General features: G+C 66.4%; 13 protein-coding genes and 1 pseudogene. 6 read left to right on the top strand and 8 right to left on the bottom strand.

Annotated features, from left to right (window positions below; translation table 11 throughout):
- Nucleotides 1-9 precede the first annotated feature (9 nt).
- A complete protein-coding gene (locus CC207_RS04655) occupies nt 10-411 on the top strand; it encodes a GFA family protein (protein ID WP_028688651.1) in 402 nt (133 codons plus the stop codon).
- Nucleotides 412-449: 38 nt separating this feature from the next.
- Here the strand turns inward: CC207_RS04655 and CC207_RS04650 are convergent, their stop codons facing one another.
- The 6 genes from CC207_RS04650 to CC207_RS04625 form a co-directional block, all read right to left on the bottom strand.
- Nucleotides 450-2,408 carry a DUF4105 domain-containing protein gene (locus CC207_RS04650; protein ID WP_028688650.1) on the bottom strand — a complete coding sequence of 653 codons (1,959 nt, stop codon included), beginning with the start codon at nt 2,406-2,408 and terminating at the stop codon, nt 450-452.
- A complete protein-coding gene (locus CC207_RS04645) occupies nt 2,405-2,725 on the bottom strand; it encodes a DUF2388 domain-containing protein (protein ID WP_011531558.1) in 321 nt (106 codons plus the stop codon). The genes CC207_RS04650 and CC207_RS04645 overlap by 4 nt, the downstream gene beginning before the upstream one ends.
- A 36-nt stretch (nt 2,726-2,761) precedes the next feature.
- Entirely contained in the window at nt 2,762-3,055 is a 294-nt protein-coding gene (locus CC207_RS04640; protein ID WP_062359958.1) for a DUF2388 domain-containing protein, read from the bottom strand.
- Nucleotides 3,056-3,136: 81 nt separating this feature from the next.
- Nucleotides 3,137-3,454, bottom strand: a complete 318-nt coding sequence (locus CC207_RS04635; protein WP_028688648.1) for a DUF2388 domain-containing protein — start codon at nt 3,452-3,454, stop codon at nt 3,137-3,139.
- Nucleotides 3,455-3,751: 297 nt separating this feature from the next.
- On the bottom strand, nt 3,752-3,964 hold the full coding sequence (locus CC207_RS04630; RefSeq protein ID WP_028688647.1) for a DUF1127 domain-containing protein: 213 nt from the start codon (nt 3,962-3,964) through the stop codon (nt 3,752-3,754).
- A 342-nt stretch (nt 3,965-4,306) separates the two neighbouring features.
- On the bottom strand, nt 4,307-5,695 hold the full coding sequence (locus CC207_RS04625; RefSeq protein WP_088851664.1) for a NorM family multidrug efflux MATE transporter: 1,389 nt from the start codon (nt 5,693-5,695) through the stop codon (nt 4,307-4,309).
- Nucleotides 5,696-5,852: 157 nt separating this feature from the next.
- Here CC207_RS04625 and CC207_RS04620 point away from each other — a divergent pair, with 157 nt between their 5' ends.
- The 3 genes and pseudogenes from CC207_RS04620 (at nt 5,853) to CC207_RS28235 (ending at nt 8,943) form a co-directional block, all read left to right on the top strand.
- On the top strand, nt 5,853-6,782 hold the full coding sequence (locus tag CC207_RS04620) for a LysR substrate-binding domain-containing protein (RefSeq protein WP_088851663.1): 930 nt from the start codon (nt 5,853-5,855) through the stop codon (nt 6,780-6,782).
- 181 nt (nt 6,783-6,963) lie between these two features.
- Nucleotides 6,964-8,076, top strand: a pseudogene (locus CC207_RS28240) (Cache 3/Cache 2 fusion domain-containing protein); the annotation flags it as partial.
- Nucleotides 8,074-8,943: a methyl-accepting chemotaxis protein gene (locus CC207_RS28235; protein ID WP_371349967.1), complete on the top strand. Its 870-nt coding sequence runs from the start codon at nt 8,074-8,076 to the stop codon at nt 8,941-8,943. The pseudogene CC207_RS28240 and the gene CC207_RS28235, both read left to right, overlap by 3 nt.
- A gap of 121 nt (nt 8,944-9,064) precedes the next feature.
- Here CC207_RS28235 and CC207_RS04610 read toward each other — a convergent pair whose 3' ends face one another.
- Entirely contained in the window at nt 9,065-10,450 is a 1,386-nt protein-coding gene (locus CC207_RS04610; protein ID WP_088851662.1) for a VOC family protein, read from the bottom strand.
- Nucleotides 10,451-10,623: 173 nt separating this feature from the next.
- Nucleotides 10,624-11,523: a LysR family transcriptional regulator gene (locus CC207_RS04605; protein WP_088851661.1), complete on the bottom strand. Its 900-nt coding sequence runs from the start codon at nt 11,521-11,523 to the stop codon at nt 10,624-10,626.
- Nucleotides 11,524-11,659: 136 nt separating this feature from the next.
- Here CC207_RS04605 and CC207_RS04600 point away from each other — a divergent pair, with 136 nt between their 5' ends.
- Nucleotides 11,660-13,150 carry an aldehyde dehydrogenase family protein gene (locus tag CC207_RS04600; RefSeq protein ID WP_088851660.1) on the top strand — a complete coding sequence of 497 codons (1,491 nt, stop codon included), beginning with the start codon at nt 11,660-11,662 and terminating at the stop codon, nt 13,148-13,150.
- A gap of 147 nt (nt 13,151-13,297) precedes the next feature.
- Complete coding sequence (locus tag CC207_RS04595) at nt 13,298-14,584, top strand: FAD-binding oxidoreductase (protein ID WP_088851659.1); 1,287 nt, start codon at nt 13,298-13,300, stop codon at nt 14,582-14,584.
- Nucleotides 14,585-14,740 lie beyond the last annotated feature (156 nt).

Genomic DNA, 14,740 nt, shown 5'->3' with positions numbered 1-14,740 from the left:
GTCATTTCGATGGTGGATGTCGTGGAAGGCGGGTGTCATTGCGGGGCGTTGCGCTACCGGCTGCAGGCCGATCTGGGCGATGTCGCCCATTGCCATTGCTCGATCTGCCGGCGGGTCAGCGGCGGTACGCTGGTGACCTGGGTCACCCTGCCCCTCGCGGGTTTCCAGTGGCTGGCGGGCTCGCCCCAGCGCTACATGGCGCCGCAGAGCTGCAGCCGGTATTTCTGTGGCAACTGCGGGGCGCACGTGGCGCTGGTGACCGCGCATAGCCCTGAAACGATCGATGTGACGGTGGCGACGCTGGATCACCCGGAGCGGGTGCCGGCCAATCGGCATATCTGGGTGGGGAGCCGGTTGCCATGGTTGCAGGTGGATCAAGGGTTGCCGGAGGAGGACGAGGAAAGCCTGTAGGGCATTGTGCTACCTCTGTTCGGCCTTATCGCCATGCGCTAGGGCAGCTGCAACCCCCCGGCCGCCTTGTGCAACGCCCGCAGATGCTCGCCCACCTGCTTGATATTGGCCTCCACGGCCTTGATCTCCCTGCCCCGTTCCGGCCCCAGCAGCGCCCTCACCTGCTGGTCCAAGTCGGTGCTCAGCCGTAGCAGCTGCGCCTGGCGCTCGCTGCTCACCTGCTCCAGCTGCTTGCGCTCGGCAGGCTGCGGCAGGCCATAGCCCCCTGCCCCCAGCAATTCCGCCGGGCGGCTGAGGAAGCCGCTGTTGGCCAGCATCGCCTGCAAGGTTTCGTTGGCCTTGTCGAAGCTGCCGTCCTTGAGCGCCCGGCCATTCAGGTAGCGTTGCTTGACCTCGTCCTGGGCCAGCAGCAGCTGGCGGCGCAGGCCGGCCTGCTCGAGCAGCAGCAAGGCCGCGCTGGTACGCAGGTCGGCGCGGTCGAACCATTGGCGGCGCTGCTCGGCGTCCAGCGCCAGCCAGTCTTCCACGCTCGTCTGCTTGATCGGCAACTGCTTGCGCAGCACCTCGAACATCGCCTGGTAGCGGTCGCGATAAGAGTCGAAGCGATAACCCAGGCGCAGTGCCTCGCGCGGGTCGTCGAGCACGTGGGTATCGGCAAGTCCCCTGCCCTTGAGCACCTCCAGCAAGCCGTTGGGCATGATGCTGTCGAGGTCGTTCAGGCGCGGGTTGCCGGTGCCGCTGCGCAGCAGCTTGAGCGACTCCACCGCGCAGTTGTTGGACAGGAAGTAGTAGTTGCCGTCGTAGCTCCAGTGCATCTCGGCGGCCTGGCGCACCAGGTTCTCGATCTCGCCGCGGCTGAGCTTGAGCGGCACCGAGGCCAGGCTGCGCAGCTCGGTCTTGGTGTATTCGTCGATCACCTGCCCCAGCGGCAGCACGAACAGCCGCGAGGGATAGGCGCCGGTCAGGCCGTCCCAGCTGGACAGCTGCACGTCGTTGACGAAGGCGCGGTACGACAGCACCAGGCTCTGGTCCAGGTCCAGGCGGCAGGCTGGACCGCGCGGGCGGCCCGGGGCGCAGATCACCAGGCGCAGCATGCTGTGGCCCCAACGGCTGACCCAGTTCTGGTTGGCTTCGGCCAGCAGGTAGTCCACCTCGTAGACCCGCTCCGGGTCGATCTCACCCAATGGCTGGCGGGCGAAATCGTTGCCGGCATTGAGGAACGGCAGGCCCCTGGCGCAGGTGTCCTGTTGCGGCGCCCAGCCGAAATGGTCGCGCAGGTACTGGTTTAGCGCAGGGCGACGGCAGCCGTAGCTCGGGTCGAGGAGGAAGTATTCCATGTTGACCGCGATGAACTCTTTCGGGCTGCTCAGCTCGTAGGCGTCCGGGCTGCGCACCAGCTGGCCGTTGTGCTGCTCGCGCTCGCCGCGCCGGCCGACGTACTGTGGCCAGCCGGCCAAGTCCAGCAGGCGCGGGTCGTCGCTCAGGGTAAAGCGGCGTTCGGCCTGGCCACGGCAGTCCTGCGGCAGCCCGACCTTGCCCAGGGCGCCTTGCTGGCGCTTGCAGCGGCTGATCAGCTGGCGCTCGGCGTCCGGCCACAGGCGCGCGCGGTCATAGATATGGGTGAGTTCGTGGAGCACGGTGGCCAGCAATTCCTCGCGGACCGTGCCGTGGGGACGGTTGGTCTTCTCGCGGGCGGCGCTGCCGTCGACCAGGCCCGGCAGCAGGCGCCGGTTGAGTTCCAGGCTGGCCACCGGAGAGGCCTGGCCGTAGGCGTCCTCGGGCATGCGCTCGGTCCAGCCGACCAGGATTTGCCGGTCCAATTGCTGCTTGAAGCGCGGTGGCAGCTTGGCCATGGCTTCGTCGAGCAACGTCTGGGTCGCCTGCTGTTGTGCAGGGTCGAGGCCGTCGCGCTGCAGCACCAGCTGCAGGTCGGCCAGGGCGGGCGTGCCGAGCAGCGTCAGGGCGCAGCCCAGCAGCCAGGCACGCACGCGCTTCACAGGGCGAGGATGGCTTCGGCCAGCACCTGGTCGCTGGCGTCACGGGCCTCGGGGACGCGGGCGCGCAGGGTGTCGAAGGCGGCCTCGAGCTGGGCGCCGCGGATATCACCGTTGCTGGCGACGAAGCTGGCGGCGTCGTCGTGGGCTTCACGCACCACTTTCGAGTCGCGGATCGAGGTAGTGGTGTCGGAGGTGAAATCGATCGAGCGGCCGAAGGCGCGGACGATGATGTTGCTGGTGGCCACCAGGGTGTGGGCCTGGGCCAGGTCGGCGAGCAGCAGCATGCCGAGGGTGGCGGCGATCAGCGGTTTACGCATGGAGCATCTCCGGAAGTACAGGGGAGTCGAATGTAGTTATTGGACGAGAATCGCTTCGGCCAGTTCACGGTCGCCGACGCAAGGCCGGGCCAGGTCCTGGTGCAGCATGTCCAGCGCCGCCTGCAGGCGCGCGCCACGGATCCGGCCGTCGCTGGCGACGAACGCGGCGGCGTCGTCACGGGCGGCGGCGACCAGCTTGCGGTCGAACGGCGCGGCGGTAACCTGGCTGGTGACGTAGCCGCTGATGACCAGGCTCTGGGTGGTGGTATCCATGGCCTGGGCGCTGCTCATGCAGGCCAGGGCGAACAGTGAAGGCAACAGGTAACGCATGGGCGGTCTGGCGATGATCTCGGGCTGCGAAGGCTACCCCGGATCCACGGGCGGGGCCAGTGAATCCGGGCGGTGCGGGGCTCAGATGGCGAGGATGGCGCGGGCCAGCTGCGCGTCGCTGGCCTGCAGCTCCGGCAGTTGCTGGCGAATATGCGCGAACGCGCTCTCCAGCTTGGCGCCGCGAATGGCGCCGTCGCTGCCAACGAAGCTGGCGGCATCGTCACGGGCGGCCTTGACGATCTTGTCGTCGCGGAACGAGGAGGAGATGTCGGAGGTGGCGTCGGTGGAGGCGGCTACTGCGCCTACCACAGCGTCGGTGGTGACGACGAAGCTGGTGGCATTGGCCGCGCCGGCGAGCGACAGCAGCAAGGCGGCGCCAAACAGGTGATAACGGGACATGGTCGGGGACTCCTGCACAGGGTCTGGATGGTTCTGCTTATCGGACGCTCGCTTGGCTCGTCACGGTACTTTTCTCTGCCAGGCGCGTAAGACAAGCGTAACACGTGCTGGTTCGGCCATTTGGCTCGAGAAAAGATCACAAATAGTAACTGTGCCTGTCGATTTGTAAGTTATAAAAACTGTTATGTTTGGTCGTGCGAATGCTCTAGTCCGGGCCTTGAAACAAAAAACCCGCCGCAGTTTCCTGCAACGGGTTCTTGTGATTTTGCGGTGCCGGCCTGGGCCGGCGTCCGGCGCTTAGCGCCAGAACGGCTTGCTCAGCTCTTCGTAGCGCTGCGACTCGCTGATGCCGGCGTCAGCCAGCAGGCGGGAGTCCAGGCGCGCCAGCTGGCGGCGGCTGGCCATGCGGCGCTGCCACAGTACCAGGGTGGACAGGACGCGCAGCGGCAGGGCGGCGTTGGAAGCTTGGGCTTTTTCGAAAACCAGGTCGGAACTGAGGGTACGTTCCATGATGTGTCATCCTTCCGCTTGTGGCGGCATTAGGGAGTGATTTAACTGGTGCCCATCTTCCTCTTCTCTCGTCCAGAACAGTAGGTACAGTTCAGGTGTATTGTAAGGGGGCAGTTAACTGTTGGAAGGGACTGTTGCACTTGTTATTGGCAAAACTGTACTGGTGTGCGCTTTTTTGGTGCGATTTTGTGGAGGTAGTAGGGAAGTGGTGAACAGAAAGTGATGTTTATGGCGGTACAGTAGTACAGTTTTAGACGGTTTTTACTTCAAGGTGTTCGACGGTACAGTTGCAGCGCCAGGTACTTGTCCGCCATCACGTGATCCCCAGCGCCCCCAAACCCCTCAAACCGCCACCGCCGCCCCCCGCGCCCGCTCTGCCTTGCCCAGCAACCGCTTCATCCGCCACTCAAAGCCGAACGTCAACGCCACCGCCGCGCAGGCCAGGCCCAGCGCCAGCCCCCACCAGATCCCCTGCGCGCCGCCGCCGAGGTTGAAGGCGAACAGCCACGCGCTCGGCGCACCCACCAGCCAGTAGCACACCAGGCCGATCAGGAAAGTGGTCTTGGCGTCCTTCAGGCCACGGATCGAGCCCATGGCGATGGTCTGCACGCCATCGAACAGCTCGAACCATGCCGCCACCATCACCAACTGTACCGCCAGCATGAAGATCGCCGCGAAGGCCGGGTCGTTACGGTCGATAAACAAACCAACCAGGGCGTCCGGCAACAACCAGAACAGTGCGGCGAAGGCGAACATCAGCGAGGCACCGAAGCCGATACCCACGCGCCCGGCGCTGCGAGCCGCCAACAGGTTGCCGGCACCATAGTAGAGGCCGACGCGCATGGTCACCGCATACGAAAGGCCGGTCGGGACCATGAATGCGGTCGAGACGATCTGCAGGGCGATCTGGTGCGCCGCCAGTTCCGTGCTGCCCAGCACGCCCATGCACAGGGCGGCGAAGGCAAACAGGCCCACTTCGACCATATAGGTACCGCCAATCGGCAGGCCCAGCCGCCACAGCTCGCGCAGTGCCGGCAGGGAAGGGCGCGACAGCCCCTTGCGCAGCGGGTAGGCGGCATAGGCCTTGTGCCAGCGAATATAAAGCGCGAGGGCGATGGCCATGCCCAGGGTCACCACGGCGGTGACCAGGCCGATGCCCATCAGCCCGAGCTTGGGCAGGCCGAACATGCCCTCGATCAGCGCATGGTTGAACAGGTAGTTGAACACTGTGCCCACCAGGCTGATGACCATCACCGGGGTTGAGTGACCCAGGGCGCTGGTGAAGCCGCGCAGGGCCATGAAGGTCATGTAGCCGGGGAGGGCGAGCGGCAGCAGGGTGAGCAGCTGCATCGCCGAGTCGACGTTCTCCGGCTTCTGGCCGAACAGCAGCAGCACCGGCTTGAGGTTCCACATCACCAGCGCCGAGACCAACGCCAGGCCCCAGGCCAGCCACAGGCCGCTCTGGGCCAGGCGGGTGACGCCCTCGGTGTCGTTGGCGCCCTTGCGGATCGCCACCAGCGTGCCGACCGCGGCGATCACACCCAGGCAGAAGATCGACACGAACGAATAGCTCGCCGCGCCCAGGCCGCCACCGGCCAAGGCCTGCGGGCTGATGCGGGCCATCATCAGGGTATCGGTGAGTACCATCAGCATGTGCGCCAACTGCGAGGCGATCAGCGGCCCGGCCAGGCGCAGCAAAGCCTTGAGTTCAGTGGTGGGCGCGACATGCATGGGGGCGGTCCTTCTGGATGAGTCGGGGAAGCGAGCCGTCGATTCTGAGGCCTCGGTCAGCTTTGCACAAAAGGATAAATGCGATCACAGGCATGAGCCTGACTCATGGATGTATGATCCTGTGCATCCGACCTACGCCCCGCCTAACAGGTGCGCCATGACCCGCCAACTGCCTCCGCTCTATGCGCTGCGCGCATTCGAAGCTGCCGCCCGGCTCAGTTCGTTCACCCGTGCCGGTGAAGAACTGTCGATCACCCAGAGCGCGGTCAGCCGGCATATCCGCACCCTTGAGGAGCATTTCGCCTGCCGCCTGTTCATACGCAGCGGGCGAAGCCTGCAACTGACCGAAGCCGCGCGCATGCTGCTGCCCGGTGTGCGCGACGGCTTCGCGTCGCTGGAGCGGGCCTGCGATACCTTGCGCGGCGAGGACGACATCCTGCGCATGAAGGCGCCCTCGACCCTGACCATGCGCTGGCTGCTGGCGCGCCTGAGCCGTTTTCGCCACCTGCAGCCGGGCAACGAGGTGCAGCTGACCAGCGCCTGGATGGATGTTGATCATGTCGACTTCAACCAGGAGCCGTTCGACTGCGCGGTGCTGCTCAGCGATGGCAGCTTTCCGGCAGACTGGGAGGTGCGCCGGCTGTTCTCCGAGTTGCTGATCCCGGTGGGCGCGCCGGAACTGCTCGATGACGCGCCCTGGGACGAACGGCGCCTGGCGGGCATCGAACTGCTGCACCCCACGCCGGACAAGCGTGACTGGCGTGCCTGGCTGGCGCGCATGGGGCTGACCGACAAGGTCTCGCTCAAGGGCGGGCAGGTGTTCGATACCTTGGAACTGGGCATGATCGCCGCGGCACGGGGCTATGGGATCTCCATGGGCGACCTGCTGATGGTGGCCGAGGACGTGGCCCAGCGCCGGCTGAGCCTGCCCTGGCCGACTGCGGTGGCCAGTGGCATGGACTACTACCTGGTGTGGCCGCGGACCCGGCCGGGCGGGGAGCGGCTGTGCAGGTTGAGTGTGTTCCTGCAGGAGGAGGCGGCGGCAATGGACCTGCCGGTTGTGCAGGTACTGTCGGCGCAAGGTTGATAACCATCGCGGGCCACAGCAAGAAAACGTTTGCGAATATCCCGGTCCAGCACTCAAGTATTTCCTACAGACGCCGATCAACTTGCACCAGCGTCCCGGAAGAGGACGCGATTCCCCGTCGATATGCAGCGGGCGGTCAGCGTGATCAGGACGATCCCGGCCTCTTGCCAGGAGCCTTGCCATGTCTCAACCGCGTGCCCGAATCGCCTCGCAGCTCGGGATCGCCCTCGCCATCGTGCTGGCGCTGGTGATCACCGGTAGCACCCTGTTCGCCCTGCGTTCGCTGGACGACGCCAACCTCACCACCCGCCAGGCGCATCTGGCCAGCGAGGCGCGGCTGCTGGCCGACCAGCTCGACACCTTCCACGGCTCGCTCAAGGACAACACCCAGCGCCTGAGCGGCCTGTTCGAGCGCCGATTCGCCTCGGGGCTGGCGCTGCACGCCGGTGAGACGGTCAATGTCGCCGGTGCCGCGACACCGGCGCTGTACCTGGGCGACCACCTGCTGAACAACGATTTCCGCCAGGTCGACGAGTTCCAGCAGATGACCGCCGGGGTCGCGACCCTGTTCGTGCGCAGCGGCGACGACTTCGTGCGTATCAGCACCAGCCTGACCAAGCAGGACGGCAGCCGCGCCATCGGCACCCAGCTCGATCGCCAGCATCCGGCCTACGCCAAGCTGATGGCCGGGCAGACCTATGTCGGCCGCGCCGTGCTGTTCGAGCGCAACTACATGACCCGTTACGTGCCGGTGCGTGACGGCGGTGGCCGGGTGATCGCGGTGCTGTTCGTCGGCTTCGACTACACCGATGCGCAGAACGCCCAGTTCGCCAACCTCAAGCGCTTCCGCATCGGCCAGACCGGCTCGCTGGCGTTGCTGGACGAGCAGGGCAAGTGGCTGGTGCCGCCGGCCGAGGTACGTGACGGCGAGGCGGCGGCTCAGGTAGTCAAGGCGCTGAAACCGGGGGCAGGGCAGTTCTGGGCCGGTGCCGGCGAGCCGGTGTTCAGCGTCACCGAGCCGTTCGCCGAGGGCCCGTGGACCGTGGTGGCAAGCATGCCCGAGGGCGAGATCCGCGACGTGACCTGGAGCGTTGGCCTGCGCCTGGCCATCGGCAGCGTGCTGGCGATGCTGCTGGCCGTGGCCGCCACCCTTTGGTTGCTGCGCCGTAAACTGCGCCCGCTGGGCGACCTGGTGCGCCAGGCCGAAGCCCTCGGCGCCGGCGACCTGAATGCTCGCCTGAGCGTCACCAGCCATGACGAGATCGGCCAGCTGGCCCGCAGCTTCAACCAGATGGGTGAGGCCCTGGCGACCATGGTCGAGCATATCCGTGCTGCCTCCGACCAGGTCAGTGGCCGTGCCCGCTCGTTGTCGGGCCTGTCGTCCGGTGCCTGCGAGGGCATGGACCAGCAGTCCGGCGAGATCACCAGCATGGCCGGCGCGGTGGAGGAGTTCAGCGCCACGTCGATGAACATCGCCGACAACATGGCCGGCACCGAGCGCATGGCCCGCGACAATGCCCAGCAGACCCGCATCGGACGCAGCGCCATGGATGAAGCCTCGGTTTCCCTGCGGCAGATCGCCGAGGCCTTGGGTGGCACCGCCAGAGTGATGGACACCCTGGGCGCCCGTTCGCAGGAGATCGGTGGGATTGTCGGCGTGATCACCTCGATCGCCGAGCAGACCAACCTGCTAGCGCTGAACGCCGCCATTGAGGCGGCGCGGGCCGGCGAGCAGGGTCGTGGATTTGCCGTGGTCGCTGACGAAGTTCGTGGCTTGGCCGCGCGCACCCGCCAGGCCACCGACGAGATCTCGGGCATGATCGCCAGCATCCAGCAGCAGACCGGCCATGCCATCAGCACGTTGGAGCAGGGCAATCAGCTGATGCAGGAAGGCCTGGCACGCAACGACAAGGTGGCCGAAGCCCTGGCGCGCATCGACGAGCAGAGCCGGGTGGCGGGCGAGCAATTCGCCGTGATCAGCACCGCGACCCAGGAGCAGAGCAGCACCGCGACGGTGCTCAGCCGCAACCTGCAGAGCATCGCCCAGGCCAACAGCGAGCAGCGTGATGTGGCCAATGAACTGGCCATGACGGCCCGCGAGCTGGAGGGGCTGGCGGGGCAGTTGCGCCAGGAAGTGGATCGGTTCCGCACTCACCGCTAGTGCACTGGGGCTGCCTTGCAGCCCTTGCGCGACACAAGGCCGCTCCAGGCGAGCGCGTTCCCATGTAGGAGCGGGCTTGTGTCGCGAACGGGCCGCAACGCGGCCCCAGCGGTTTCAAATACTACAGCGTCCCCAGCCCCAACGCCTGCGCACACGCCTGCAACGACCGGCGCTCGCTCTGCGCATACAGCGCCAGCTCATCCTGCACCTGCAACCCCAGCGCCTGCTCGAAGGCCTCGCGGTTGGCGTTGCTGCCATAGTCGGCCTGGCCATCGTCCCCCAGGTTGGACTGGAAGATCCCTGCCGCGCTCACCGGCAGGAAATCCTCGTACACCAGCGCCTCGAAATGCACGTGCCCGGCGTCGATCAGCCCCTGCAGGGTGGTCGGGCGATCCTGTTGCCCGCGCTCGGCCAGGCCTTTCTCGGTGGCGAAGTAGCGGAAGTACGCCAGCCCCTGCTCGCGCATCTGCCCCAGGTCATCCGGAAACTCGGCGAAGTGCTCCGCGAGCAGCGCCCTGTATCGCTCGGCATTGGCCTCCGCCGGCGCGCCGCCCAAAGCTTCACGGGTCGCATCCAGCAGCCGGTCGTACAGCTGGCGCCCCTTGGGCGTCAGCGCCGCGCCGCGCTGTTCGATCTCGCCGAAACGCGCCGTGTGGCTGCCCTGGGCATCACTGAAGGCGACCTTCTCCTGCAGGGCCTTGAAGCTGGTCTGGCGCAGCAGGATCGGCTGGCGCCGGGTGGGCGGCCCCTCGACCACGGCCTTGGGCGGAATACCCTTGGCCGGCATGCCGAGCTGGATCGCGTCGATGTCCAGGGTGCGCGGGGTCAGGTGGTTGATATGCGGGCCTTTGAACGCCACCACGTCGGCGATCAGCCGGTGCTGGTCGTGCAACTGCTGGTACTGCTCGGCGCTGACCGTGGCGTCCTGGTGCCAGCGGAAGGTGTGCAGCGCCTCCTGGACGAAGGTCTCGGCATCGCTTGCGTCCAGGCCGCCGTCGCGTTCGCATTGGGCGATCAGCTCGAGCACGCGGGGGGTGAAGATCTGCCGTTTCTCCAGGATGCCCCGGGCCAGTGCGCGCAGTTGCGGGTTGTCGATCAGCTCCAGGCGCAGCAGCGAGGTGAACACGCGGAACGGGCTGATGTGCAGCGACTGTTCATGCACGGCGCGAAACGCGGTGGAGTGCACCGGCACGCCAGCCGAGCTCAGGTCGTAGTAGCCGACCGGCTGCATGCCCATCACCGCGAACAGGCGGGCGATGGTGGCCAGTTCCTCGGCGGTGCCCACGCGGATGGCGCCGTGGCGTTCCTGGTCGAGGCGTTCGATCTCGCCGGTCCAGCGCAGGGCCTCGGCCACCTTGGGCTGTGCGGCCATGACCTGCTGGTTGGTCTCGCTCACCAGCTCAAGCAGCGTGCCGTACAGGGGGACTTCCTGCTTGTACATGAGCGACATGGCGGCAGAGAACTGCGCGCGGATGCTGTCGGGGCTGACGAAATCATGGGCGGGCATCGCAAGCTTCCTGGGTGAGTGGAGGACACTTACATGAAAACTGGGAATGGAGCTGGCGTACAAGCGAAAAAAAGTGCGGGTTTCATTCCTTTTTTGATGGACCTTGGCGACCCTATCGCGGGGCAAGCCCGCTCCCACGAACTGTGTGGGAGCGGGCTTGCCCCGCGATGGCGTCAGTGGTCGCGCCGCTGGATCTGCTCGGCAACCCACTCGACCAACGCCCGCACCTTCGGCACTTCCGCCGCATGCTCGGCATACGCCAGATAATGCGCGCCACTGCTCTTCATCGCATGGTCCCAGGCCAGCACCAGGCTGCCCTCGGCCAGCTCCCGGGCCACCAGGTACCGCGGCACCAGCGCCACCCCGCACCCCGCCTGCGCCGCGCTCAAGGCCATGTAGAAGGTGTCGAAGCGTGGCCCGTGGTAGCTGTTGTCGGTGTGCAGCCCTTGCTCCAGGAACCACGCGTGCCAAGCCTCCGGGCGCGAGGTGCTCTGCAGCAATACCAGCTCCGCCACCGCGCCCGCGTCAGGCAGCGTGCGGCCTTGCAACAGCTCCGGCGCGCACACCGGCACCACCTCTTCGCCGAACAGCTCGACGCAGGTCGCCCCCGGCCAGGTGCCCTGGCCATAGAAGAACACCACGTCGGCCGACCCCTGCAGCAGGGAGAACGGCTCCATCTCGTTGCGGATATCCAGGTGGATGTTCGGGTGGCGCTTGCCGAAGCCTTTTAGGTGCGGAATCAACCAGCGCACGCCGAAACTCGGTTGAGTGGCTACCTTCAATACTTCGGTCTGCGAGCCATAGCTCAGGACATAGCGGCTGGACATGTCCACCTGGGTAAGGATCTTGTTCACCTCGGCCAGGTACAGGCTGCCGGCGGGGGTCAGCTGCAAGCGTCGACGGATGCGCAGGAACAGGTGGTGACGCAGCATCTCCTCGAGCTGCGCCACCTGCTTGCTCACCGCGCTCTGGGTCAGGTGCAGCTCCTCGGCGGCGCGGGTGAAGCTCAGGTGGCGGGCTGCGGCCTCGAAGCACTGCAGGGCGGTCATGGACGGAACCAGGCGTTTGGACATAAGCGGTCTCGGCGGCTGAAATCATTACCTGGCGGAATGATATGCGGAATAAAGGTCGTTTGTTGCACCTGTGTAATCGGATTAATACTGACCCACATCCTTTTCCACCCCTTCACCCGATGAAAGGAGAAGCACAATGGTTGCTGCATTGCTCGAGCGTCTTGGCGTTGCCGCCGCGGCTCACACCCAGGGCGACTACCCTGTTCACACCCCGATTGACGGCAGCCGCATCGCCTCGGTGAAACTGCTCGGCAAGGCCGACACCATTGCCCGCATCGACCAGGCGCAACAGGCCTTCGAAACCTGGCGCAGCGTGCCGGCCCCACGTCGCGGCGAGCTGGTGCGCCTGTTCGGCGAGGTGCTGCGCGAACACAAGGCCGACCTCGGCGAACTGGTCTCCATCGAAGCCGGCAAGATCACCCAGGAAGGCCTGGGCGAAGTGCAGGAAATGATCGACATCTGCGACTTCGCCGTCGGCCTGTCGCGCCAGCTGTACGGCCTGACCATCGCCTCCGAGCGTCCGGGCCACCACATGCGTGAAACCTGGCACCCGCTGGGCGTGGTCGGGGTGATCAGCGCCTTCAATTTCCCGGTGGCGGTATGGGCGTGGAACACCGCGCTGGCGCTGGTGGCCGGCAACGCCGTGGTGTGGAAGCCATCCGAGAAGACCCCGCTGACCGCCCTGGCCTGCCAGGCACTGTTCGACAAGGCCGTGAAGGCCTTCGGTGATGCGCCGGCTGGCCTGGCGCAATTGGTGATCGGTGGTCGCGAAGCCGGCGAAGCCCTGGTCGACGACCCACGCGTGCCGCTGGTCAGCGCCACCGGCAGTACGCGCATGGGTCGTGAAGTCGGCCCGCGTGTCGCGGCGCGATTCGGCCGCAGCATTCTCGAGCTGGGCGGCAACAACGCCATGATCCTGGCCCCGAGCGCCGATCTGGACCTGGCCGTGCGCGGCATCCTGTTCTCCGCCGTCGGCACCGTCGGCCAGCGCTGCACCACCCTGCGCCGTCTTATCGTTCACCGTTCGATCAAGGACGAAGTGGTCGCCCGCGTCAAAGCCGCCTACGGCAAGGTGCGCATCGGTGACCCGCGCAAGGACAACCTGGTCGGCCCGCTGATCGACAAGCAGTCGTTCGATGCCATGCAGGGCGCGCTGGCCAAGGCCCGCGACGAGGGTGGCCAGGTGTTCGGTGGCGAGCGTCAGCTGGCCGAGCAGTACCCGAACGCCTACTACGTGTCGCCGGCCATTGCCGAGATGCCGGCCCAGAGCGACGTGGTCCGCCACGAGACCTTCGCGCCGATCCTCTACGTGTTGGCCTACGACGACTTCGAAGAGGCCCTGCGCCTGAACAACGAGGTGCCGCAAGGCCTGTCGTCGTGCATCTTTACCACCGACATTCGCGAGGCCGAGCGTTTCCAGAGCGCCTCGGGCAGCGATTGCGGCATCGCCAACGTCAACATCGGCACCAGCGGTGCTGAGATCGGCGGGGCGTTCGGGGGTGAGAAGGAGACCGGTGGCGGGCGTGAGTCCGGGTCGGACGCCTGGAAGGGCTACATGCGCCGGCAGACCAATACCGTGAACTATTCGCGTGAGTTGCCGCTGGCGCAGGGCATCGTGTTCGATTGATGATCGTGGGCGGGGGCTGACGCCCCCGAATCGCGACACAAGGCCGCTCCCACAGGGTTCGGCGCGATTCCTGTGGGAGCGGCCTTGTGTCGCGAAAGGGCTGCGAAGCGGCCCCAGAGGCAATAAGAACAATTGCTGGAGCCGGCCATGTCCGAACTGCGTCAAGAATGTCTGTGGGAACACGTCACCCAGCCGACCGTCGCCGCCCAGGCCCTGGCCGGCGAGCACAAGGCCGATGTCTGCGTGATCGGCGGCGGCATCACCGGCTTGTCGGCGGCGATCCACCTGCTGGAGCAGGGCAAGTCGGTGATCCTGCTGGAAGCCTGGAAGATCGGCCACGGCGGCTCCGGGCGCAACGTTGGCCTGGTCAATGCCGGCACCTGGATCCGCCCCGACGACGTCGAGGCCACCCTCGGCCACAAGCAGGGCGCCCGCCTGAACAAGGTGCTCGGCGAGGCCCCGGATGAAGTATTCGCCATGATCGAGCGCCTGGGTATCGACTGTCAGGCCCGGCATCAGGGCACCTTGCACATGGCGCACAACGCCACCGGCATCGCCGACCTCGAGGCCCGCCACCAGCAGTGGACCCGGCGCGGCGCCGACGTCGAGCTGCTGACCGGCGCGCACTGCCAGGAATACTGCGGTACCGACAAGATTTCCGCCGCGCTGCTCGACCGCCGCGCCGGCACTATCAACCCCATGGGCTATACACAAGGCCTGGCCGCCGCCGTGAACCGGCTGGGCGGCAAGCTGTTCCAGCAGTCCTCGGTAGAGGGCCTGGAGCGTGATGGCGACGCCTGGCGAGTGAAGAACGCACGCGGCGCGGTGCGTGCCGACAAGGTGGTGATCTCCACCGGCGCCTACACCGAAGGCGACTGGAGCAACCTGCAGAAGCACTTCTTCCGCGGCTATTACTACCAGGTCGCCTCCAAGCCTCTGCATGGCGCCGCCGCCGACAAGGTCCTGCCCCATGGCCAGGGCTCGTGGGACACCCGCACCGTGCTCAGCAGCATCCGCCGTGACGACCAGGGCCGCCTGCTGCTCGGCAGCCTCGGCCGGGTCGACAACAAGCCGGCGTGGTTCGTGCGCAGCTGGGCCGACCGTATCCAGAGCCACTACTACCCGGCGCTGGGCAAGGTCGAGTGGGAGATGCACTGGACAGGCTGCATCGACTTCACCCCGGATCACCTGATGCGCCTGTTCGAACCGGCGCCGGGGCTGGTGGCGGTGACCGGCTACAACGGGCGCGGCAACACCACCGGCACGGTGATCGGCCGGGCGTTTGCCGAGTTCCTGCTCAAGGATGATCCGGACAGCCTGCCGATTCCATTCTCGCCGATGAGGCCGGTGAGCGCGCCGTCGCTGCGCACGGCGTTCTACGAGTCGGGGTTCTCGCTGTATCACGCAGGGCAGTGTCTGCGGGTGGTGTTGTAATCGCTATCGCGGGGCAAGCCCGCTCCCACGCTGTGCAGGCTGGATAATCCTTGGGGCAACCAGGAACGTGGGAGCGGGCTGGCCCCGCGATTGGCTCACTTATGCAACCAGCTCAGGAACCCACCTTTCTTCACCACCGCCGGTTTCTGCAGCAGC

The sequence above is a fragment of the Pseudomonas sp. DrBHI1 genome (assembly GCF_002205115.1).
GTDB lineage: Bacteria > Pseudomonadota > Gammaproteobacteria > Pseudomonadales > Pseudomonadaceae > Aquipseudomonas > Aquipseudomonas mosselii.
The sequence above is the reverse complement of the archived record's forward strand: the minus strand, read 5'-3'. Positions and strand labels throughout refer to the sequence as shown.